Source organism: Paraburkholderia sp. CI3 (genome assembly GCF_050436505.1).
Taxonomy (GTDB): domain Bacteria; phylum Pseudomonadota; class Gammaproteobacteria; order Burkholderiales; family Burkholderiaceae; genus Paraburkholderia; species Paraburkholderia tuberum.
On sequence record NZ_JBNDMI010000001.1, the window covers coordinates 229,788 to 252,770 of the forward strand.

Genomic DNA, 22,983 nt, shown 5'->3' on the forward strand with positions numbered 1-22,983 from the left:
GGCCCGAGCGGACGGTGGCAAATTGCCGCTAAGAGTTATCCGACAGCGCGCCCCGAGCGGCCGCACTTGAGAATCTCGATCGATCTTAACCCTGGGCGTACTGTCGGACGATAGAAGAGTCGACTATCGCGGTCCTCGCCGGAATGCCTGAGATCGCATTGACAAGTCCGTAAGCGAAATGAAAGTTTAAGCATATAGCTGGTTGCGAATGAAAGCTTCCACTTCGCTCTATTCTAGAGTCGGGTGGACGGCTTGTGTGCGCGTCTCATCTCACATGGATCATCTGAATCAGTTTGTTTCAACGGCATAAGTATGGCTTTTACAGTGAACTCTCACCCTTCTCCAGCCAATAATGCCGTTCCTTACCCTACCAGTGCACGCACAGAACACTGATCTCACGATCAAAATGCCGACCATCGAATAACCTTTCCATACCTTTCCGCTTGCTCATCATCGACTACCTGTTTGTCAGTGCGTACTCGAACGAGGCGACATGGTTGCATCCAAGTTTGCGGAATTTTTCAAGATCACCCTAACAGAGCATTGGCGCGCAGGGGACCTTACGTACGAAGAACTATCGACGAATGCGAATACATCACCGGCTTCGAACCAGATTCCCATCTCGAGAATTCGTCGTTGCAAGATTGGTTGGGAACAGCGGAAAAGCTTGACATACCAGTTCAAGCTCCCTAACCCGCTGTTTTTACAGACTTTCCAACATTATCGAGCTTTGGGCTTGGAACCCCTACTGTATTGAAAGCGATCATGAGCCGCAGTGCCCGTCGATTGATGGAAGGTCACCTTTCGTGCCGTCGTCCCTCGATCCTTCCCGCAACTGAGGCGCTCCCTTGGCAGCGCCTCATTCAGGCGCTGCAGCTTCGGCGTAGAAGCACTAACGATGAATCGGCAGCCGAAATGTAGGAGTCGGCTATTCCGTAGCTGCCCCTTTGAAGAGCGGCAGAGGACCGAGTCGCAATTTCATGAAGTCCTTCAATTGCGTATCCGACAGCCCAAATTCAGTATTAGAACGTGCGACAAGATATTCCTTTACCGTGGAATTGATTTTCCCCGCGGGTGTGTCCGGATAGGCTCCCGTTAGATAGACTGCCAACTGGGTCGCGTTCATCACATGCAGATTCAGTCCGGTCACCTTCATCTCACCTGTCGTCGGGTCTTGCGTTATCGGCATGTGATCGGTAAGAGCAGTTACCGAGGCCACAACGCCTCCAACCGTGATTCCGATCTTGCCGCTTCTAGGTAACGTCTCGCTCGCCAAACGCCCCGGATTCAAGCCGCGATCATCGTCTTGATAGGATGCTGCTGCGGCCCCGATGATTTGCAGATCACCCGAATCTGTGCTGAAGCCCAACATCGTATCCGGCACTCCTGATACCTGATTACGATCCGGAATTGGCCGGAGGTCGCGTTTGATTTCAGCAGACAAGATGTCGTGAAGTCCGCCGGCCCCATACGCGTCCTGACCCGTACTATTCACGAGGTAGTCGACGTCCAACGGCTTCACTCCCTTCGTGCCATCGGGCTTGATGTGCGAGACGTTGACGCGAAGTTTCTGCTCCTCACCAGCTTCGTTGGAATCCAGATACTCGATGGACTCAATCTCGCCTGTGATCTGGGAGTCACGACTCCCTTCAATGATCGCGCCGACACGAGGGCCAGCCTCTTCTGCAACACCGAATCCCTTTCTTGCGACCCACGCGGAGGACTTGGCGTTGAGCTTGCCGACCTCCATCGCCCAGGCTGCGGTCGGCCCACCACCGTAGACCATGACGTCCTTGCCTTTGATGCGCTTGGCCGTGGTGCTCGTAAGGATATCGTCGTAGCTCAGGATTTGGGGCAGCTTTTCTCCCGAGTTCTCACCACGATCCGCCGCCGAACTTTTCGGCAGTAGCCGACTCGCCAAAGTTCGTCCAGGCGCGGGCCCCGTAGCAACCACTACCTTGTGTCCCACGATGGATTGACCCGACTTGCCCGTCGCAATCTTGTACCCCGATTCTTCGTGTTTCGTTATCTTCTCGACGGAGACTGCACCCGCGACGAATACTTTCATGCCTTGGTTTTGCAACAGATTGACGGTGTATTCGCCGAGCTTCGCGAGCCTGTCTTGATAGTCGTTGGAATGCACGTAGGCCGAACGATTGTCATGCGGGAGTATGTTACCTAGCGCATCGTGTTTGCTCGGATCGACGAACTCTGCACTTTGTTCATGCGGCAAGGCTAAGATGTGATGTGGCTGCGCCAAGCGATGTCCGACCTTGCTCCAGTAGCCTTGGTCTCCGACGACCGCCACGTGGGTAAATTTCTCGTCGAAATCTATCGTGGAAAGATAGGTCAGTGCTGCCGTTCCGCCCCCCACAACGACCAATGCTTTGTCGTCCGCATTCATACCCGCGAAAAACTCGCTCAACGCGCCCTCAGCCGCGCCTTTTTGCTTTGTTGCGGACGGCTCACGCGAACCCTCAGGGGCACGCGTGAGGCGCGTCAGGGCGGATGCAATGACATCGCCGCTCGGGCGCCGTGATCGCTCCCCTAAAATGCTGGGAGACCGGGTTCTCGGCTTGAGACTCTCTGAGAGCGAGGTTTCTCCACGTGAGCGCTTGGATACCTCCGGCGTGTTTATCTCCTGATTCGGAACATGGTATGAAGTGGTTTGCGTCTGCGGATTGAAAGCGCTGTTGGCGGGGCGAATAGTCATCGCGTTAGATTCGGCTCTTTTGAATTTGGAGTGGGGTAATGCGGTTCACGAGGCATGCGGTTGAAGGCTGAGAAGTGCTTTAGTTCGCTCGATGTTTCATCATCCGTCCGTCCGCTATGCGGCGTGATGTCATGATCGGTTACTTTGTTTCGGCTTAGTAACTACGTGATGTTGTACTAGATAGCGGGCGCGGTCCTCGGCCTCCTTCAACGCCTTCTGCAAGACCTCGACGCCGCTCCCGTTCGGACTGCAAAGCATTTTATGAACGAGGGTATCTGGAGGAAAGCCAGCCCGGCTGAGCTCAAGGTGATGTTGGCTCAGCGTTTTCATAGTCTCGGCGCCGCCACCGAAACGCGCAAAGTAGACGATGTCGCCTCGTCTGTATCCGGCCCTTATGAGCGCCGGGCTATGCTCCACGACCGCCTGTACGGCTGCTTCGCCGCCGCGGCCAAGGCTGGTCATGTGGCCCGGACTGTAGCCGCTATCCGCGAGCCCCTTAGCATGAGAGTGCAGCACCTTTAGATCCTTAGCGCCGCCTTCGCGCGTGATGGCGAGGATGTTTTCTGGCGTCAAACCCATTTTCCTGAGCTCCGGGTCACAGTCGAGCACCGCTTCCAGCGCCAAGTTGCCGCGGAGGCATTTGACCACGTCGATGCCGAAGGAGGAGTAGCCTTGCGCGGTGAGCGCATCGTGGAGGCTCGTCTCTTCGGAGCTCGGCGAAGCCGCTCTACTCGAACTCGTGCTTTGACTGGATGGCCGATTCGACAGATCGCTCAGCGCGGGTGAGGCGCTTCGGTTTCGGCTCGTGGCCCCCTGTTGGCTCCCATGGCTATTCGGGTACGGGTCATTCACAGAATATGGGGGGGGGAAGAACCCTCTATTCAGGGTCGATCTCATAAGGGCGCTCCATTCTTTTTACAAGGTTCTATATTTAGCACAAGCCCCCAGCTACCACAGGCCAAAGGCCGAAGCCATCACTGATCAACCGAATCAAGACTTCACCGGTCGATTTCCGGCCCTTCGTCCCGGTCGGCTTTGTTCGGATGGGGGGTATTGCAACGGGCTATGTTCGGACGGGACTCTTACCCATCCGAACATAGCCCCACCCCGCCCGCCCGAAAAAAAGGCCGCGTCGAGCGTCCCCTACCAGGCGGTCGAGACCTAACTACCGCAGAGTTGGCATGGCCGAAGCCTGATGAAATGCGTACATAACTGGTTGAAAGCTGCCATATCGGCACGATGTTCGACCTGCGTCACCCGCAGTTCCTGCATCGCGAACAGACGCGCGGCGGCAAATCCAACGAGACCCGCGCCTACGTCCGCTCGCTCTGGTGATGAAACGTTTGTGCATCGCGCTCCAGCTGAACGCCGATCAAGGCTGCTGCCGTTGCGAAACCCCTGTTGCGATGACATTTTCAATTGCAACAGGGTTGTGCCTTCCCGGCGCCGTCTTAAGTCGGTTGGCTGTTCCGTTGATCCCCAGACCCCAACAACACGATTGGAGTGAACATGCCCGTGATCACACTGGGTTGCTGAAGCAACCGAATATTTTCAGATGGGGCATGTTCCCGGAAAAGATTCCGGCGTAACGCGCATGCAGGATAAGGCTGGCGACACGCCGGCGGATAGATGCTATGAAAGGGACGCGATAACGCGGAGCCCTACAATTCCCACATCGCATCGGTTCGCGTTAAAGGAGGGCATCATGCGAAATTCCGCTTACGCAGCTGGCAGAGAGGAACTCGTACTGGCGGTATCACTTGAGCTTGCCACGGCGAGCTGGAAGATAGCGTGCCACGACGGTCGCCGTGACAAACCCGCGGTGCACACCCTCACCGATCCGCAGGCCGGGGCGCGCCTGCAGGCCGCACTGGATCTGATCGAGCGCCAGAAGCAGCAATGGTCGCTGCGCGCCGGCGTGCGCACCGTTGTCTGCTACGAAGCCGGACAGGACGCATTCTGGATCTGTCGTGCACTGCAGGCGCATGGCATTGAATGTTACGTCATCGATGCCGCCAGCATTCCGGTCGTACGCCACAGGCGGCGCGCGAAAACGGACCGGCTGGATGCCATCAAGCTCGTGCTCAACCTGCGCGCGTGGCTGCACGGCGAGCGCGACCGCCTGCACGTCGTTCACGTACCCTCAGTACAGGACGAGGCGCTGCGTCACCTGACCCGCGATCGCGCAGAGCTCCAGAAGGAGGTCCTGCAGCACCGCAACCGGATCGGAAAGCTGTTGCGCACGCTCGGCTGCTGGGACGACCTCAAACATGGGTTCGCCAGCCGGCTTGCCCGGGGGGAGGTCAGGTGCTACGACGGTTCCCCACTGTCCCCCGAAATGCACGACCGGCTCCTGCGCGAATGCGAACGGGTCGCCCTCGCCAGGCAGCAGCTCGCTGCCCTGGAGAAGGCGCGTCACCAAGCCCTTCCCGCCACGGTGCGCGAAAGAATCGATCACCTCACACGCCTGAAGGGAGTGGGCCAGATTGGAGCGTCCCGGCTGGTGCTTGAACTCTTCTGGCGGCAGTTCGACAACCGCCGTCAGGTCGGTTCTTGTACCGGTCTCGTTCCGCAGCCGTACGACAGTGGCGACAGTCACACCGATCAGGGCATCAGCAAACAAGGCAACCGCCGCGTACGGTCACTGCTGGTCGAGATGGCCTGGTACTGGCTGCGCTACCAGCCTGGCAGTCCGCTTGCGCAGTGGTTCCGCCATCGCACTGAGGGCACCGGCGCCAACCGCCGCGCGCGACGCATCGCGATCGTCGCGGTGGCACGGCGGCTGGTGATCCTCCTGTGGCGCTACCTCGAGCACGGTGTGATCCCCCAGGGAGTACAGATGAAGCCGTCCACATAGCCAGACACACGTCGATAGCCGCAACCCTCACTAACGGTCATACTGGCTGACCATCAGGGTCATGAAGCGGAAGTACCCGTTCACCACCGTGGTTGTTCATGCAACCGATGCTGATAGATGGGGTACCTCCCCGGAACGCTTTCCGGCGCACTGCGCTTACTGCATCAGGCTGGCTCCACGCCAGCGGATAGAAGAAGGTCGGGACGCCATGTCCCACGCGCGCGACAACCGGCTTCACGTTTGCCCAGGCAGTGCCAGGGAGGTGCGCAGAATCGGACGTGTCATGGCAAGCACGGCTACACGAATGCCGCCTGCATGGTGGCAGGCGCAATAACCCACGCGCCCGCCACCCCGTACCAGCGTATCGCGCTTCGCAGCGTCAAGGGGGGCCGCTGACGCCAGGCTTCGCCTGCCCTTGACGCTTGCTACGCGCTTTCCTGACAAGGGACCTCGTAAACTTGATGACGTCTCAGGAGGGATCTGTGCAAACCGGGCCTTGACAATTACTTACCCTTCATAGAAGAAGGTGGTGAGATGCTGGTTCTTCTCACGAGCGCAACAGCGACTTCAGACCAATCAAACGGAGACAGGTTATGAAAATTCTGGCATAGGCGATCTTGACAGAGCTTCGCTCATAGAAGTGTGATCCACCGTCGAGACTTACTGCTGCGCCGCCCTCAGGAAATTCATGCGTCGATGCAACAACCTGAAAACCAATGTCGTGATTGACATGCAAAGTCATATCAATACCAGCGCACCGCGCAACTGATGACTGCAGCCGGAAAGCGGTGACCGTGATAGAGGGATTTCGATTTCATCATCGTGCCATCTTACGCGAGCACCTCGGCAATGTGACAGCGCCCTGCAGAGCCCGGACCCCCCCAAATCGAACGCTCTCGTCGTCTAGCGTCGCATTTGCACCGTCGTTCACACCGAGAGCGGAAAGCATGTTAACGCGACGACACGCGCTGTTGCGCGAAGCGAGGCATTCTCCTCAGTTGCTTTGCTTACAAGGAAAGCAGTCTGTTACACGCACATCGACACAGCGACGCCTATAGTGCGGCCATGCCTTAACCACACGGGACCAGAAGGACATGACAAGCGTTGGCAAGATTCTTACGAGGTTTTTTACTCGCCCGGCATCCCGAAGTAAAGCCCCCCCAAGGGAACAACGCCCGAAACACGCCGAAGCCAGCCTGGCACGCCAGCGCTGGGTGGTCTGGTCTCCTATGCCGACGGCCGAAACAAACGCGAAGGGCCGCCGAAACGTCCAGGCGTGTCGGTGCCGACGGCTCGTGAGAAGGATGCTGGACTGCGTCGTGCCAAACGTGAGAATCCCCCGCCGTTCGCCAGCGTTTTTCACGTGCCAGCGGGATCTAAAGCCCTGGTCATTTATGAGGAACCGAGCAATCCTGACCAGCCGAAACAGACTAATATGCGATCTACAAGAAATCCTTCTGCGTCGAAGCGCCCGACTGCGCTTCACCCGACATCCGAAGGTAGAGCCCCTTCTCCCGAGCCAGCGGGACGCAATGCCGAAGGCATTGATGAGGACACACTACCAGTACTACTGGTCCGACAACCCCGACATGCAATCGGCCTTCCTCACGACGCGTCCTGTACGACGTGGGACGGTTATCGTGCCATTCAGACGAGGCCTGATAGTCCAGCCGTCGACAGTGCACAACCGGAATGTACAACCGCAGAACGGAAACCCGGTACGCAAGCAGCCGTCGGGGCCGGTACCTTCGGGTGTGCCAAACGGCGATGAATGATTTCATACCTAGCTGCTATCTAGCTGTCACCTATGGCGTATTCACACTAATCGTATTTGATCGGATACTTCGGTGATGGAAATCACCGAAACCCAATATCAGCGGATCGAGCATTGCCTGCCGCGACAGCGCGGCAATGTAAGCCGGACAAACCTGCAGGTGCTGAATGCGATTCTTTATGTGGCCGAGCACGGTTGCAAATGGCGTGGACTGCCCAAGCGTTTTGGTCGATGGCACACGATCTACACACGAATGAACCGCTGGTCCAGGAATGGCGTGCTGGATCGTGTGTTCACTGAATTGCAGCGTGAGCAGGTCATTCGCATCAGGATCGAAGCGGTCTCGCTGGATAGCACGATGATAAAGGTTCATCCTCATGGCACCGGTGCATTAAAAAAACGGACCTCAAGCAATCGGAAAGTCCCGAGGTGGATGGACCACCAAGATTCATATGGTTGCCGCGGATGCTCGAACAGCCATAACGTTCTCCCTGTCTCCCGGCCAGGCAGGCGATGCGCCAGAGGGGCGCGCCCTGTTGCAAAGACTCGGCTCGCCCAATCGGCCACTGCATCTGCTGATGGACAGGGCGTATGAAGGCGACGAAACACGACAACTTGCGCTCGACCTGGGATTCATTCCGGTTGTTCCACCCAAAAGCACCCGGCTTGAACCGTGGGAATATGATCGCCAAATGTACACGCGCAGAAACGAAGTGGAACGGCTGTTTCGCCGCCTCAAAGGCTTTCGCCGCATCTTCTCCCGATTCGACAAACTGGACGTGATGTTCCTCGCCTTCATCAATTTCGCCCTCATTGTCGATGGGCTCAAATAGTGTAAAAGCGCCCTCGTGTCCCGAGTTGGAAATTCGTAGACAAAATCGCTTGACGCTGGCGAGGATGTCGTCGGCCGATTTGGTCCAGTTGAAAGGTCTCGGATCAGTGTTGTTGATCTGGATGTATTGGCGAATCGCCTGTTCGAGTTGCCGGGTGGAGCGATGAGTGCCACGGCGGATGTATGTCTCGCTGAGCGTCGCAAACCATCGTTCGACCTGGTTAATCCACGAAGCAGAGGTGGGGGTGAAATGCGCATGGAAACGCGGATAGCGAGCCAGGTATTCATCGAGGAGGTCTTGTGCGTGCCGTAGTTGTCCATCACCAGATGGACGTCCAGTTGGGGTGGCACGTTGGCCTGGATGGTGCGCAGGAACTGCAGGAATTCACTGCTGCGATGACGCCGATGCAGTTCTCCAATGACTTCGCCCGTGGAGATGTCCAGCGCCGCGAACAGTGTGGTCGTGCCGTGGCGCATATAGTCGTGCGTGTGTCGCTCAGGGATGCCCGGGGCCAGCGACAGCGTAGGCTGGGTGCGGTCCAGCGCCTGGATCTGGCTCTTCTCGTCCATGCACAACACCATGGCCTTGAGCGGCGGGTCCAGATACAGCCCGACGATATCGCGCACCTTGTCGACGAAAAATGGATCAGTGGAGAACTTGAAGGTCTCCTGCCGATGCGGCTGCAATCCGAAGGCACGCCAGATCCGCGACACGGCTGTCTGCGACATCCCCGTCTCGCGGGCCATTGTGCGCGTGCTCCAGTGAGTCGCGCCCGTAGGTACGGATTCGAGCGTGCGTGCGACGACCGCCTCCACCTGCGCGTCCTCGATCGTCCTCGGTGCGCCCGGGCGCGGTGCATCGAGCAACCCGTCCACGCGGTGACTGATGAATCGCGAACGCCACTTCGAAACCGTATGCGAGGTGACACGTTGTCTCGTCGCGACCGTCTTGTTGCCGATGCGCCTTCGGTCTTCCTCTCATCGTTGCCTCGCTTATTTGCGAACCCTGCAACCCAGGTTAGTACACAACGCAAACAAGGCAATGAATTTCTAACTCGGGACACTAGTGGCAGCATAGTCCACGACCGGTAACCGCTTTTTTAAAGCCTCTCCTTCCGATCCCAAGGCGGTTCATCGCCGAACGCTTCAGCGAGGTAATCGACGAACAGTCGCACTTTAAGCGGTATGCGCCGCGCGCTCGGATAAACCGCCTGGACTGCTAGCTCAGTGGCACGGTAGGCCGGCAGCAGCGCCACCAGTTCGCCGCGCCGGAGGGGCTCGCCGAACACGAAGGTTGGACCATACACGATGCCGGCCCCGGCAAGCGCAGCGGCAAGCAGCATCTGCGTATTGTTCGCCGCCATCCGGCAAGGTCCGTCGATGACGTGCGCGCGGTTTTTCGCATCCAGCAGGGTCCAGTCGCCGGCCGAAACGGCCTCGCTAAAGGCAAGCCGCTGCGCGCGCAGTAAGTCGCCGGGCTTGCGCGGCGTCCCGTGCCGCTCGAGGTACGCGGGCGACGCGCACACGACCATTCGACACGGCGCAAGCCGGCGTGTGACGAGTGCCGGGTCCTGCAGTCGCCCGATCCGGATCGCAAGGTCAACGCCCACATTGAGGAGGTCGACGTAGCGGTCCCCGAGAAGCACTTCCACGTTCACGTTCGGATGGTCCTCCAGATAGTGCGCAACAACCTCGCCCAAATGCATCGCACCGAACGTGACCGGCGCCGCGACGCGTAGCACACCGCGCGCTGTGCCTTGCAAAGCGCTCGCTTCGCGATTTGCTTCGTCGAACGCTTCGAGAATCTGCTTGCAGCGCTCATAGTAAGTCTGGCCGGTATCGGTCAAACTCAGCCGCCGCGTGGTGCGCTGGAACAGCCGCGCATTCAGTTCGGCCTCGATCGCGCTCACATGCTTGCCGGCCATCGCTGCCGATAGCCCGAAGCGCCGCGCCGCCGCGGCAAAGCTGCCCCCCTCGACCGCGGCGACGAATACGCCGAGGCTCGTCAATCGGTCCATTGCGTTGCTCCTATTCGATAGCGCCATTATCGACTGTCGACACTGCTCCGGCAATTATCAAACCGGGGACCCGGATCTACGATTCACACACACCTAACGGAGAAGGGGCACCGAAATGGAAATCGAAACGAACGGCACGCGGATTCAAGTAACGCAGCGGGGCAGCGCGGAATTAGCGCTGGTGTTCCTGCATTATTACGGCGGCTCGTCGCGTACCTGGGACGGGGTAGCAAGTGAGTTGTCCGACCGGTATCGCATCGTTGCCACCGACCATCGCGGCTGGGGCGAGTCCGCCGCGCCCGCCGACGGCTATCGCATCGCTGATCTTGCTGCCGACGTCGAGGGTGTCATCGAGACGCTGGGTCTGCAGCGCTACGTTCTCGTCGGTCATTCGATGGGCGGCAAGGTTGCGCAACTCATCGCATCACGTCGGCCACGCGGGCTCGAAGGCCTTGTGCTTGTCGCGCCGTCGCCACCATCGCCGATGCTCCTTTCCGACGAGCAACGTGCGACGTTGACTGGCGCGTATCAATCGCGCGAATCGGTCGAATTCGTCATCGACCATGTCTTGACCGCAAAAACGCTTGACGCCGCCTGCCGCGAGCAAGTCATCGAGGACAGCCTGAAGGCCGCGCCGCAAGCAAAGGCGGCGTGGCCAAAAGTGGCCATGCGCGAAGACATCACCGCGGCGGTGGCGTCAATTGACGCGCCGACCATCGTCATCTCCGGTGAGCTAGACCAGGTGGATCGCGCCGCAACGCTGCAGGCCGAACTGCTGCCCCGCATTCCGCACGCGGCGATGCACATTCTGCCCGGAACCGGCCACCTGTCGCCGCTAGAGGCGCCGGCCGACGTTGCGCGGCTCATTGCGCGATTCGTCGCAGCGATCGAGGACAAGTCCGCCGTGTGCAGCACGCCCGAGCAGGTCCCCGTCGCTTTCGACGCGGCGCTGAACGCGGGCGATCTCGATGGACTGCTCGGTTTGTTCAGCAACCAGGCCACCATGCGCATGACTGATGGCGAGGTGGTGCGGGAAAGCCCGGCCGAATTGCGTAGCGGCCTGGCACAGCTGCTGAGAATGCGCCCGCGCATTCGCAACGCCGTGCGTCGTGTGCTGCCGAGCGGCGACATCGCGCTCGTCCTGCTCGACTGGACCCTGAACGTGACGCTACCAGACGGCCAGCAACACGAGGAGTGCGGTACTGCCACGCAGGTTATGGAAAAGTGCCGCGACGGTGGGTGGAGGCTGCGGATCTCCAATCCGCTCGGGCTGAGCTGAAACGTACTGGCAGGTGTGGCGCCATGAACGACAGACAAGGAAATACATCATGAATAAGCCGTCGATCATTACGATTCCGATCCAGCCGTTCGGCATGGTCCACTGCCACCTGGTCATCGGTGCAACGGGCCGCGTGCTCGTTGGCACGGGCACGCCGGGCTCAGAGGACAAGATTGAGCGTGCCTTGAAAAAGCACGGTCGCGGGTTCCGCGATGTCACCTTGATTGTTATCACGCATGCGCATACAAACCACGCCGGATCGCAGTGGCGTTTGACGAAACCTCGTATCGGCGCGGTCATGAGTATCTGACGCTGGTCGCCGATATGCAGGCGCGGCGGGTCGTGTTCGTCACGACAGGCAAGGATGCCAGCACGATTGAACGCTTTGCGGCCTATCTGGGCAAACACGATGGCACGCCCGAACAAATCTGCTCAGTCAGCATCGACATGTCGCCGGCTTTCGTCAAAGGCGTCAATGAACATCTGCCCGACGCGCGAGTGACCTTCGACAAGTTTCACGTCGTTGCCCACGCGTCCAAGGCACTCGACACGGTGCGCCGGCAGCAACAGAAGATCGACCCGCAACTCAAAGGCATGCGCTGGGACGCTGCTCAAAGACGCGGACAAACTCAATCTCGCCCAACTGACCGACCTCGAGGCGCTCGTCAGCCAGTACACCACCAGGCGTACTGCCCGTGCCTCGCTTACCGCGAGCAGCTGCGCGACATTCTCGAACGCAGGCAAATCAATGTCGTGTCGGCGATGTTGCAGCGGTGGTGCACCAACGTCATGCGCTCGAAGGTCGAACCGATGAAGGACGTCGTGCGATTGATTCGCCGACACTTCGACGGCATCATTGTCTGGACTCAGACTCGTCAGACCACGGGTTCATCGAGGCTATCAACGGCCTGTTTCAAGCCGCCAAGCGCAAAGCACGCGGCTACGCTCGCTTCGAAACAATGCGCACAGTCCTATTTCTCATCGCTGGAAAACTCGACTTCTCACGATTTAATGAGCATGCCCGATGAGCCCGTCACCCACTCCGTTTTCAAAAAAGCCGAAAACGTTGATCTCCACTTTTCAAGCCTACCTCAACGGCAAGACGGTACGAGGTTCACGCCCTCGCGGCGAGCGTCCAAATCCATCTGGACATTTTTCGCTGTCGGGTCGTATTTCCCTACATAGGTTCGCGTTTTGGGTTCGGCGCCAAGCGCATTGCAAGGACAATAGGGGTCCACGCATAGCTAAATTGCCCAGCCGCCGCTAGGCCTCGTGCCAGATACAACGCGAGAGCCTTCGCGCGACTGGCGAATATTCAGATGGACAATCGAATCCGAAGTAGTTCCCTTTCCCACACCTTCTTCTTGGCTGACAGCGACAGGAACAGCGACAGCGACAGCGACACGGAATCGTCAACGACGACCAATCATGCCCAGCCGAGTTCGGGGACGGGGATGCTCGGGAGGCTGCAGAGGAGGCCCGAAAATTTACCGTCTGATGGTGAGGCATCCCAACCATTTCAGCCGCCGCGGCGCAATTATGCGACGGAAAACCTGCGAGTTCTTCAAAGTCCCCGCGAGCCATTGCCGGGTTACGACGATGACGTAAAACCACCGGCCTACGAGGACCGGCCACTCATGCCACCGCCTTACGTTAGTCAGGAAAGTTCGTCGGTTTTTTCTCCGGAGGAGATATCGAGAATGGACGAATTCTTGAACAATCTGCAGGGCTTGGACCACGCCGGAGGCGTTGCCGAGCTGGAGCGCCCTCGCTAGACTCGATTGCGGCGGGGCTGATTTTGCGCTTCGATCTCATCCCGCCAGTTGCAAATAATGCTAGCACGCGGTGTTCGAATACAGGTCCGCGCCGCTGAATGCAGGCTCATTTCGTCTGTAGGGGGCGGAGTGCCCAGCATCTGGCAGGCCTCGCCGGAAGCGGCCACCGGCCAGCTGGCCGCGCTGCGTGCAGAGGCGCGGCAGCATCTCGCGACCACGGACAAACTGCGACAGACCCGGTCACTGCTGCAGGACGCACTGAGGCCGAGGCCGAGACTCAGGTTACGCGCCGATTCGTCGCCGACAAGCAAAAGACGCCGGCGGGACGCGCTGCCCCGAAACACAAACCGGGCTGACGGCGCCCGGGTACCGTTTCGCCGATCTCCTGAACTTCGACGTTGGGTCGGCACCTTCTATGGCGAGAGAAATGACAATAAGAACTTGTGGATCTTCATCCTATGAGAATCATACTGAACAGTCGCATGCAGACGGCGAGGAAATCGGGCGTTCAGGAGGCCGGGCTTCTCAAGAAAATTTTCCGAAGACATCTTGTGCTGCGCCTGTCACGCGCAGACACAGCATTGCAACCGAAAAGATTGATCCGATACTAAGCGGCTTGACCGCACGAAGACGCAATTCCGCGCCCCCGCAATTTTCGGGCGCCCACACATCATCGTCAGGTCAGGCGGCCTTGTCATCCCTGAGGGTTTCACCGGCCCAACTCGCGGGAAACGGAGCGATTCAGATTCCGGAGTCTCATGTTATTGAACCTCATTCCAAAAATTCCACCATCGAGAAGGCTACGGCGATATTGCTGGAAACGTTGGTGCATGGCGTCGTCGGTGGTGTCGCATGGGGCAATGTATCGAACGCTGTCAACTACAGCTATGGGCCGGTCGATTCGACTTCGTTTTCGGATGTCTGGAAGTCCCAGGCGTACAACGTCGCGGTGATGAGCATCGTTTCCTATGTCATTGTCAACACACTATTTTCTGTCGTGCGCGGAAGTTTGGGTTACAAAATAGAGAAGGCCATTCCCGACGCGTCTGCATCGCCCACGGGTAATTCCGGGTTGGCAAGCACGCAGCGCGAAGCCGAATTCCCTTCGTATGCTTCGATTTCGACAGACGCGCTGTGCGGCACCATTTATGGTGGTGTTCTTGCAGGCGCTTCGAACATACCCTTTCCAGATGAGATTGCCGGGGCGATGCCGGTCGCACTTGCGGCTGCGTCGGTCGCCTTCGCACGCACATGCCTCAAATTATCCAGGCACACCGAGGGCAAACCAGCTTACCAGGTTACGTGGACAGCCCACCATAATCCATTCACAAAGCTTGCTGATGAGTTCAGGAAAATTTCTGAGCGCAGGAGGGCTGACGAGCCTCCCGGAATTTCAAATGCGTATCGAGGTATTCGAAATCATTTGTTGAAAATAATGGAGGATGCGTCGGTTTGGGGTTTGATGACAGTGTCCGGGGTCCCTGCCGGCGTTCTCTCGGCCATGGCCGGTAAGCAGGCTGACAACACCGCAGTTCAATTCGTTTCGGGTTACCTGAACGTTGCACTGGGATATTTCTTTGACCAAAGCTTAAATCGCGATCGTTCCAATGAAGAATTTGCGCCATGGGAATTCAAGGGGTCTTTGCAAGCCACACGGGATCTGGCCGCACCAGTTGAAACCCTGTCTCGTCTGGTGCGGGATATACGGTCGGGACGGGTGAGCGAATCCGATCGCTCAGCTTTGGCCACGACCAGGAAATTTCTTGAAGATGCGCTTCCTGAATTGTGGAGGGCGACGAAAGAATTTCATGGCGCCAAAGGCGTATTGACGACCTATCCGGCCAGATGGATTCTGGACTTGCTGACGTCAGTGGAACACAGTCAATTGCACGCAAACGGCGAAACACTGAACGAGATGGTCTGACATCCACGCGGCCGTGTTCTCGCCCAAATCCGGTGCGACGATTCCACCGCGCTGCCCAATCCGAACTGCAAGCTCACCTCGCTTGGCAGAAGCGGAGTTGCTGGACAGCGTCAAGCAGCATGTCCGATCGTGCCGTTCCCATTGACGGCTGTGCGCCTGCTTCGCGGCAGCGTCGTCCAAAGGCAATGGACGTGTATAGGGCGCAACGGTCATTCGTGCCTTCGTTGTCGGTCGACAATTGCACGGCCTTGGCGGTCGTTAGTCCATCAACAAATCAACGGCCGGTATGGTTTGCTCAGCTGACAACCAGGGCCCGCACGAGTTGCTGGCGCGTGCGCATGGTAACGCCCGGCGCATTCCATGCAGCGTCAAGGCCCTCGGTGAGCTGGGCAAAGTCAGGGGCGGCAGTGGCCTGACGATGGGTGCCTGTAGCTTATCCAGACGCGCCTGACAGGCCTGCAGGCGGCGCAATGCTGGTTCTTCCCAACTCTTCTTGGGTTGCGCCGCAATCAGGCGGTTATCCGGATCGCAAGCCGCATAGCGTCGCTCCTCATCGATCGACAACGACCGCTCGGCCCGACGTATGCGCCAACGTACGCAACTCCGCTTTTGCTGCGTCGCCAATCCCGTTCCAACTCAGGTCAAGCGAGGAGAGCTTGCAGTTCGGATCGCGCAGTGCGGCGGCCAGCTCCCGCGCGCCCGCGTCGCCAATCTTGTTCCAGCTCAGGTCAAGCGAGGTGAGCGTGCAGTTCGGATCGCGCAGCGCGGCGGCCAGCGCCTGCGCGCCCGCGTCGCCAATCTCGTTCAATTTCAGGTCAAGCGACGTGAGCGTGCAGTTCGGATCGCGCAGTGCGGCGGCCAGGTCCCGCGCGCCCGCGCCGCCAATCTTGTTCAATCCCAGGCCAAGCGAGGAGAGCTTGCAGTTCCGATCGTGCAGCGCGGCGGCCAGCGCCTGTGCGCCCGCGTCGCCAATCCCGTTCCGTCCCAGGTTAAGCGAGGTGAGTTTGCAGTTCGGATCGCACAGCGCGGCGGCCAGCTCCCGCGCGCCCGATTCGCCAATCTTGTTGAATCCCAGGTCAAGCGAGGTGAGCGTGCAGTTCGGATCGCGCAGCGCGGCGGCCAGCGCCTGCGCGCCCGCCTCGCCAATCTCGTTCGAGCCCAGGTCAAGCGAGGTGAGCGTGCAGTTCGGATCGCGCAGCGCGGCGGCCAGCTCCCGCGCGCCCGCGTCGTCAATCATGTTCATACTCAGGTCAAGCGAGGTGAGCTTGCAGTTCGGATCGCGCAGCGCGGCAGCCAGCTCCCGCGCGCCCGGCTCGCCAATCTCGTTCCATCTAAGGTTAAGCGAGGTGAGCTCGCAGTTCGGATCGCGCAGCGCGGCGGCCAGCGCCTGCGCGCCCGCGTCGCGAATCGCGTTCAATCCCAGGTCAAGCGAGGTGAGCGTGCAGCTCGGATCGCGCAGCGCGGCGGCCAGGTCCCGCGCGCCCGCGCTGCCAATCCTGTTCCATCCCAGGTCAAGCGAGGTGAGCGTGCAGTTCGGATCGCGCAGCGCGGCGGCCAGCGCCTGCGCGCCCGCGACGCCAATCTCGCTGTGGCCGACGGCAAGCGAGGTGAGCGTGCAGTTCGGATCGCGCAGCGCCTCGGCCAGCGCCTGCGCGCCCGCGTCGCCAATCTCGTTGTGGCTGACGTCAAGCGAGGTAAGCTTGCAGTTCGGATCGTGCAGCGCGGCGGCCAGCGCCTGCGCGCCCGCGTCGCCAATCTCGCCCTTTCTCAGGTCAAGCGAGGTGAGCTTGCAGTTCGGATGGCGCAGCGCGGCGGCCAGCTCCAGCGCGCCCTTGTCGCCGAACTTCGGCGACATGCACGACAGATCAAGTGCTTTCAGCCGGGGATATTTCCCTTCTGTAATCGTTTGCAAGACCCGGATGTCTTTGCCGCGGAGTGACGTGGCCTCAGCGTTCGCCACGGTGTTCAACAGACGACTTGTTTGCCCGAGCTGTTTGCGTCCCTCGGGGCCGACTTGTTCGGCGATCATGTGAAGCAGTTCGGGGGGTAAGTTACTTAGGCCAAGACGTTCTGGCCGACCTGGCAAGGCAGTCGGCATGGACGCCAGCATTGCGACGGGAGGCGCGTTTTTGGTCGTGGAGGAACCGACAGGTGGCAGATTCGACAACACCCCCGAATTGCACCGTACGTCGCGACTACCCGAGGGGCCGCTGGTCGATCGGTCGCCCGGTTTGGGCGCCGGACCGGCCGACGGGCTCGATCCGGGCGTGCCTGAGGGAACAACTGGAAGCTGCATTCAAGCAATCCTTTGGTGACGGTGGGGCAAGGCTCACTTATATCGCAGTGTCTTGCGTGCGGCTTCTTACGGGGCGAAAAAAACGTCAACCATGCGAACCTGGCAAGAAGGGGTCGTTCGCAACCACGAACATGTTTGAGTTGTTATTTCGCTCGCAGACCGAAGCACCCTGCGTCGATGAAGCGACGAGCGTAATTGGCGGCCAATGGTCTGCTATGTGAGTCGAGCCGACATTCGAATGACCGTTTGAGCGCACCGGCGAACGGCAGGAGTGGGCCGGTCACGGCCGGTCCCAACCTTTGGCAGAACTTCGGTCAATGCTGTGGGCGCACGAAAAAAAGCCCGCACGCGGCGGGCTTGAATCCATATCAGAGGAGACATGGAGGAGACGAGGTCAGTATAGACCCTGTACCGCTCATTTGCGCGCTGGCAAACGCAAGCTGCTGCAAAAGCTTCTCGGACATCGCGAAACGGCTGCGATGGGGCGTGCCGTCTCGCATCGCCTGCCGGTTCACGAACCCGCCCGTCACAGGTCATGCAGAAGCACAGACATCGAACGCCGCTTCCTGCGCGGCGGATGCCCAGTCGCGCGCACGGTGGTCGAAGTCCGATCGCGCCTCCATTCTTCAGATCGCCACAGCGTTGCTTGACCAGCGCCTGCGCGGCCATACCGTCGCCAGCGCAAGCGTGGCCCAGCTCGCAATCGCGACGCAGAGAAATCCCACTGCGGAGTTACGCCAGACACGCTGTCCGGTTTTCTTCAGATCGTCCTGTGCCTGCAAGAGGTTCGACTGCGCAACACCTAGCCTTTGCTGCAGGCTCTCAGCGGACACCATGCCGTGCCGGGCTAACAGCGTCGACGCTGTATCAGGCGGGAGGCTTCGGACATCGCCTAGAAATCGGACAGCCGCCGGACTTCATTTGCATTGCTCGAAAACGTCACCATAGCCACGGAGTTGCCGACATACGCGGCAACCATGTTCACGACTGTCAGTGGCATTGCCGTAGACACCGCGATTGCGGCCCATCCGAACAACGTGCGGAGCTTCATGTCTGTCCTTTTCAGCTTAGGTATCCGGCACGGGCTAGGCCTTGGCGCGAGCGAGTTCCGTCACGTTCGATTCCTGCCGCTCTGGTCCTGCCTGTGCAGTGGTGTCTTGTTTCGCCTTCAACTTGCACCTCTGACTCTTCTTAATAATGAAATTCAGAGGCGACAACTACTATGCCGCCGGGGGGTAATGAGGGTGGAGCGAAGGGGCAGCGTTATCCGGCTGACGAAGGTCACCAACCCGCTTGTCGGGGAGGAGTGACATGACATCAACGAAACCTTATGACATTGCTAAGCGAACGATCTGGGAGGCGTACCAGCGAGTGAAGGCCAACCGAGGTGCTGCCGGCATCGATGATGAAACCATCGCGATGTTCGAACAGGACCTGTCGAAGAATCTGTACAAGCTATGGAACCGAATGTCGTCGGGGTCGTACTTCCCGCCGGCGGTCAAGCAAGTGGAGATTCCAAAGGCATCGGGCGGTATTCGTAAGTTGGGCGTGCCCACCGTGAGTGACCGTGTGGGACAGACCGCCGTCAAGCTCCTCATTGAACCGATTCTCGACCCTCTATTCCATGCAGATTCGTATGGATACCGGCCTGGGAAATCGGCCAAACAGGCGGTCGCCATGACCCGACAACGGTGCTGGAAGTACGACTGGCTGGTGGAGTTTGATATCAAGGCGGCTTTCGATCAAATCGATCATGGCCTCTTGCTAAAGGCGGTACGCAAGCACATCAAAGAGGATTGGATCCTGATGTACATCGAGCGGTGGCTGACTGCACCATTCGAAACTGCACAGGGTACCCGCTTGCAGCGGGATCGCGGTACCCCCGCAAGGGGGGAGTGGTCAGTCCGATCCGGATGAATCTGTTCATGCACTATGCGTTTGACGCCTGGATGCAGCGTCACTTCCCGAAATGTCCCTTTGCACGCTATGCCGATGATGCGGCAGTCCATTGCCGCAGCCAGGAGCAGGCGCAAGAGGTCATGCACGCCATTGCCTCGCGGCTGGCGGAGTGTGGGTTGACGATGCATCCTGAAAAGTCAAAGATCGTGTATTGCAAGGACAGAAGTCGCACCCAAACCTACCCGAATGTGACCTTCACATTTCTGGGCTTTCAGTTTCGTCCGAGAAGGGTGTTGACCAGGCACGGGCGGGTCTCGACCAGCTTTGTACCTGGCGTCAGTCCTGACGCCCTGAAACGGATGAGACAGGTGGCGCGGGGGTGGCGGTTGCAGCGCCAAAGGTCGAAGTCACTGTTCGAACTCGCCCAGCAATATAATCCCACGATATGTGGCTGGTGGAACTACTACGGGGCTTTCTATCGGACAGCCATGCATGAGTTGAGTCGGTATCTCGACCGAAAGCTCGTGCGCTGGGTTCGGCGCAAGTACAAAACACTGCGACGGCACAAACGGTGCAGTGAAGAGTGGTTGCGCAAGATGAAGAAGGCGTACCCGCGAGAGTTCGCGCACTGGCAGTATCAGGGGGGACAGGTTGGATAACGGGAGCCGTGTAAATCGAGAGGTTTACGCACGGTTCTGCGAGAGACTCGGGGCGCAATTCCCTGGGTCTCCTCACCCCTACGCCAAGGTCAACGGTGAATCGAAGTACTTGTACCGGGCCGTTGATAAAGCGGGCGATACGGTTGACTTTCTGTTGCGAGCCAAGCGGGACAAGGTGGCCGCCGGGCGTTACGTCGAGAAGACCATCGATCAAAACGGTGTCCCGGAGACGGTGACGATCGATAAGAGCGGCGCCAATCTCGTCCCGGACGGCCGCCGCGACGTCGTTACCGATCGCCAAGCCCAAGCCGGGCGAGCGCGCCAAATTGCGGGTTCCCGCCCAACGACAGTGAAATGTCCGAGGCGGCCGTGATCAACAGCTCGGCGCATTCCCGGACGTTCAACTTGCGGATCCGCTCAGCCGGTCCGGAAATTCCCACCGCCGCGATCGCCGCACCGCGCCCGTCCATGATCGGCACTGCGATGCCCCACACACCCTCGCGCCATTCGCCCCGGTTAGCGGCATACCCCAAGGTGCGAATTTTTTTCATCTCCTTCAGGAACTGCGCTGAGTCGGTGACCGTGTGCGGCGTGAACGCCTCGAGGTGGCGGCCCATTTCCACCAGCACGGATTCGCCCCGATACGCGAGCTGCGCCTTCCCAGTCGCGACGCAGTAGGCCGGTGCGCGGCCGCCGATCTGCGTGTAGGCGCGCACGGGCTGCAGACTTTCGACTTTATGGACGTACACCACTTCGCCACGGTCAAGGACGGACAGGTGCACGCTTTCGCCGGTCTGCTCGAGCATCGTATCCATCTGCCGTTCGGCACAGCGCCGCAGATCGAGCTTCGAGAGTACGGCCGAGCCGAGTTCCCAGAGCTTGATCGACGCCACATACCTGCCCGTGTCCTCATGGCGGATCACGTAGCGAGTTTCGGTGAGCGCCTGCAACAGCCGGTGGGCGTTGCTTTTCACGATGCCGAGTTGTGCAGCGATCTCCGTCAGATTGAGCGGATGGTCGGAGCGGGACAGTAGTTCGAGGACCGCGAGGCCTTTCAGGAGGGTGTTGTTCATGTTCTCAAGTATAGAACATTTGTACCGCATTTGAGAATGGCCTTACAGTACTTCCGAACACAACCCGGAGCAAGGCATGGACGTTCGACAACCTCATCAACCTGCGGGCCCGTCCCCGTCGGAGAAGGCCGCACGCAAGCCCCTTCGTGGCATCCGGGTCGCGGAGTTCTGTTCCACCGCGGCCGGTCCATTCTGCGCGATGCTGCTCGCCGACATGGGTGCCGAGGTCGTCAAGATCGAGCCGCCAGGCGGCGATGCGCTACGCCAGTGGCCGCCTATTACTGACGGCTATAGCGAGAACTTCGCTTCGCTGAACCGCAACAAGAAGTCAGTCGTGCTTGACCTAAAAGACCCTGCAGCCGCAGAGACCGCGCGTCGGCTGGCGCTCGATTGCGACGTGGTCGTCGAGAACAACCGGCCCGGCGTGATGGATCGGCTGGGCCTGTGCTACGCAGCCCTGTCGCAGCTCAAGCCTTCGTTGGTCTATTGCTCGATCTCCGCCTATGGTCAGACCGGACCGCGCGCCAAAGAAGGCGGTTTTGACCTGACAATTCAGGCAGCGGCCGGCGTAATGAGCGTCACCGGCGAGGAAGGAGGGGCTCCGGTGAAATGCGGTGTGCCGATCTCCGACTTTGCCTCGGGTCTGTACGCGGCCTATTCGATCGCTGCCGCGCTCACCGCCGTGCGTGCCGGTGATCCTGGCGTGCACATCGACGTGCCGATGTTCGGCTGCACGCTTGCGATCGCGGCGCTGCAGACGAGCGAACTCTTCGGCACCGGTCGCAATCCACGCAAGCTCGGCTCGGCCCACCCGCGCAACGCCCCGTACCAGGCGTTCCGGGCCGCGGACGGCTACTTTGCGATCGCCGCTGGCAACCAGCAGCTCTGGCTGAAGGTGCTGGCCGTTGTCGACATGCGCGAGCTGGCCGACGACCCGCGCTTCAGCGACACGCGCAACCGGGCGGTGAACCAGGCCGCCTTGAAGGAGATCCTCGAGGCCCACTTCCGGCAGGCGGACGTTGCGCACTGGCTTGCGGTATTCGCCGAGGCCGGAGTGCCGTATGCGCCGATCAATGACTATGAGTCGGCTCTAGCCGATCCTCAAGTGGCACACATGGAATGGATTCATCCGTTGCAGTTGCCCAACGGCGCCATAACGAGGACCTTTGGATCGCCACTCCGGCTGAACGGCCATGGGCAATCCATCGACGCTCCGCCTCCGGCGCTTGGCCAGCACACCGGCGAGATTCTCGAGCGTTACGCACAATGGGATACCGCAGATGAATGAGACCGGCAAGCTGAAGCGGTTTACCGACCAGATGACCGCATTGACGACCCGTGGGGGCGACGACCCGACGCTTATCGAGGGCGCGCGGGAGCTGATGAAGGCACTGGTAGGCGCCGACGACTGGTTAAGCGACGAGATGGCTCAGCCGCATCCGTCGCACTACCGGCAATACCTGTTGTACCGGGATCCCGATGAGCGCTTCGTGGTGGTCAGCTTCGTCTGGGGACCCGGCCAGCACGCGCCCGTGCACGACCACACCGTGTGGGGCGTCATTGGGATGCTGCGAGGCGCGGAGCGCACCCTCTCCTACGATTTTCAGAACGGACATCTGCTTCGCGGTACCGAGGCGCGCCTCGAACCCGGCGACGTCGAAGCGGTGGGACCCGGCATTGGTGACATCCACCAGGTGAGCAACGCCTACGAGGACCGGGTGTCGATCAGCATTCATTGCTACGGTGCGGACATCGGGCGCGTGCGCCGCCATGTGTACGACCCTGACAGCGCAGCCGTCAAGGAATTCGTGTCCGGCTACGCCAATACCGCCAGCCATACCTGAACCGCCGACTGGAGACGCTCCATGCTGAATCCCCGCCGAT

General features: G+C 59.7%; 15 protein-coding genes and 3 pseudogenes. 11 read left to right on the plus strand and 7 right to left on the minus strand.

The window, feature by feature from the left end; all coding sequences use genetic code 11:
• Positions 1-928: 928 nt before the first annotated feature.
• Positions 929-2,713 (minus strand): hypothetical protein, encoded by a 1,785-nt coding sequence (locus OKW29_RS01065; RefSeq protein ID WP_429289637.1) that lies wholly within the window; start codon positions 2,711-2,713, stop codon positions 929-931.
• Positions 2,714-2,842: 129 nt separating this feature from the next.
• Positions 2,843-3,337, minus strand: a complete 495-nt coding sequence (locus OKW29_RS01070) for a hypothetical protein (RefSeq protein WP_429289638.1) — start codon at positions 3,335-3,337, stop codon at positions 2,843-2,845.
• Between the two features lie 1,081 nt (positions 3,338-4,418).
• On the opposite strand from OKW29_RS01070, the gene OKW29_RS01075 reads away from it, so the two are divergent.
• Positions 4,419-5,570 (plus strand): IS110 family transposase, encoded by a 1,152-nt coding sequence (locus tag OKW29_RS01075; RefSeq protein ID WP_429289639.1) that lies wholly within the window; start codon positions 4,419-4,421, stop codon positions 5,568-5,570.
• A 746-nt stretch (positions 5,571-6,316) separates the two neighbouring features.
• On the opposite strand, the pseudogene OKW29_RS01080 reads toward OKW29_RS01075, so the two are convergent.
• A pseudogene (locus OKW29_RS01080) lies at positions 6,317-6,391 on the minus strand (IS6 family transposase); the annotation flags it as partial.
• Positions 6,392-7,420: 1,029 nt separating this feature from the next.
• On the opposite strand from OKW29_RS01080, the gene OKW29_RS01085 reads away from it, so the two are divergent.
• A protein-coding gene (locus OKW29_RS01085; RefSeq protein WP_429289640.1) for an IS5 family transposase occupies positions 7,421-8,177 on the plus strand; the annotation gives its coding sequence in 2 pieces (ribosomal slippage) (positions 7,421-7,740 and positions 7,739-8,177; 759 coding nt in all).
• A gap of 39 nt (positions 8,178-8,216) precedes the next feature.
• Here the strand turns inward: OKW29_RS01085 and OKW29_RS01090 are convergent.
• A pseudogene (locus OKW29_RS01090) lies at positions 8,217-9,130 on the minus strand (IS630 family transposase); the annotation flags it as partial.
• Positions 9,131-9,276: 146 nt separating this feature from the next.
• Positions 9,277-10,194 carry a LysR substrate-binding domain-containing protein gene (locus OKW29_RS01095; protein WP_429289641.1) on the minus strand — a complete coding sequence of 306 codons (918 nt, stop codon included), beginning with the start codon at positions 10,192-10,194 and terminating at the stop codon, positions 9,277-9,279.
• A 115-nt stretch (positions 10,195-10,309) separates the two neighbouring features.
• Here OKW29_RS01095 and OKW29_RS01100 point away from each other — a divergent pair, with 115 nt between their 5' ends.
• From OKW29_RS01100 to OKW29_RS01115, 4 genes are all read left to right on the plus strand, one after another.
• Positions 10,310-11,473 carry an alpha/beta fold hydrolase gene (locus tag OKW29_RS01100; protein ID WP_429289642.1) on the plus strand — a complete coding sequence of 388 codons (1,164 nt, stop codon included), beginning with the start codon at positions 10,310-10,312 and terminating at the stop codon, positions 11,471-11,473.
• A 49-nt stretch (positions 11,474-11,522) separates the two neighbouring features.
• Positions 11,523-11,783 carry an MBL fold metallo-hydrolase gene (locus OKW29_RS01105; RefSeq protein ID WP_429289643.1) on the plus strand — a complete coding sequence of 87 codons (261 nt, stop codon included), beginning with the start codon at positions 11,523-11,525 and terminating at the stop codon, positions 11,781-11,783.
• Positions 11,738-12,658, plus strand: coding sequence for a transposase (locus tag OKW29_RS01110; RefSeq protein ID WP_429289644.1), 921 nt, complete (start codon positions 11,738-11,740; stop codon positions 12,656-12,658). Before OKW29_RS01105 ends, OKW29_RS01110 begins: the two co-directional genes overlap by 46 nt.
• 1,017 nt (positions 12,659-13,675) lie before the next feature.
• Complete coding sequence (locus OKW29_RS01115) at positions 13,676-15,172, plus strand: hypothetical protein (RefSeq protein ID WP_429289645.1); 1,497 nt, start codon at positions 13,676-13,678, stop codon at positions 15,170-15,172.
• Between the two features lie 550 nt (positions 15,173-15,722).
• Here the strand turns inward: OKW29_RS01115 and OKW29_RS01120 are convergent.
• Positions 15,723-17,201, minus strand: coding sequence for a GALA protein (locus tag OKW29_RS01120; protein WP_429289646.1), 1,479 nt, complete (start codon positions 17,199-17,201; stop codon positions 15,723-15,725).
• A gap of 1,578 nt (positions 17,202-18,779) precedes the next feature.
• Here OKW29_RS01120 and OKW29_RS01125 point away from each other — a divergent pair.
• From OKW29_RS01125 to OKW29_RS01135, 3 genes and pseudogenes are all read left to right on the plus strand, one after another.
• Positions 18,780-19,385 (plus strand): reverse transcriptase domain-containing protein, encoded by a 606-nt coding sequence (locus tag OKW29_RS01125; RefSeq protein ID WP_429289647.1) that lies wholly within the window; start codon positions 18,780-18,782, stop codon positions 19,383-19,385.
• Positions 19,382-20,026, plus strand: coding sequence for a group II intron maturase-specific domain-containing protein (locus tag OKW29_RS01130; RefSeq protein WP_429289648.1), 645 nt, complete (start codon positions 19,382-19,384; stop codon positions 20,024-20,026). Before OKW29_RS01125 ends, OKW29_RS01130 begins: the two co-directional genes overlap by 4 nt.
• Before the next feature lie 79 nt (positions 20,027-20,105).
• Positions 20,106-20,288, plus strand: a pseudogene (locus OKW29_RS01135) (DDE-type integrase/transposase/recombinase); the annotation flags it as partial.
• A 25-nt stretch (positions 20,289-20,313) separates the two neighbouring features.
• On the opposite strand, the gene OKW29_RS01140 reads toward OKW29_RS01135, so the two are convergent.
• Positions 20,314-21,129, minus strand: coding sequence for an IclR family transcriptional regulator (locus OKW29_RS01140; RefSeq protein WP_429289649.1), 816 nt, complete (start codon positions 21,127-21,129; stop codon positions 20,314-20,316).
• A gap of 46 nt (positions 21,130-21,175) precedes the next feature.
• Between OKW29_RS01140 and OKW29_RS01145 the strand changes: the two genes are divergently transcribed.
• Both OKW29_RS01145 and OKW29_RS01150 read left to right on the plus strand, forming a co-directional pair.
• Complete coding sequence (locus OKW29_RS01145; RefSeq protein WP_429289650.1) at positions 21,176-22,387, plus strand: CaiB/BaiF CoA transferase family protein; 1,212 nt, start codon at positions 21,176-21,178, stop codon at positions 22,385-22,387.
• Complete coding sequence (locus OKW29_RS01150; RefSeq protein WP_429289651.1) at positions 22,380-22,943, plus strand: cysteine dioxygenase; 564 nt, start codon at positions 22,380-22,382, stop codon at positions 22,941-22,943. Before OKW29_RS01145 ends, OKW29_RS01150 begins: the two co-directional genes overlap by 8 nt.
• The last annotated feature ends 40 nt before the right edge of the window (positions 22,944-22,983 follow it).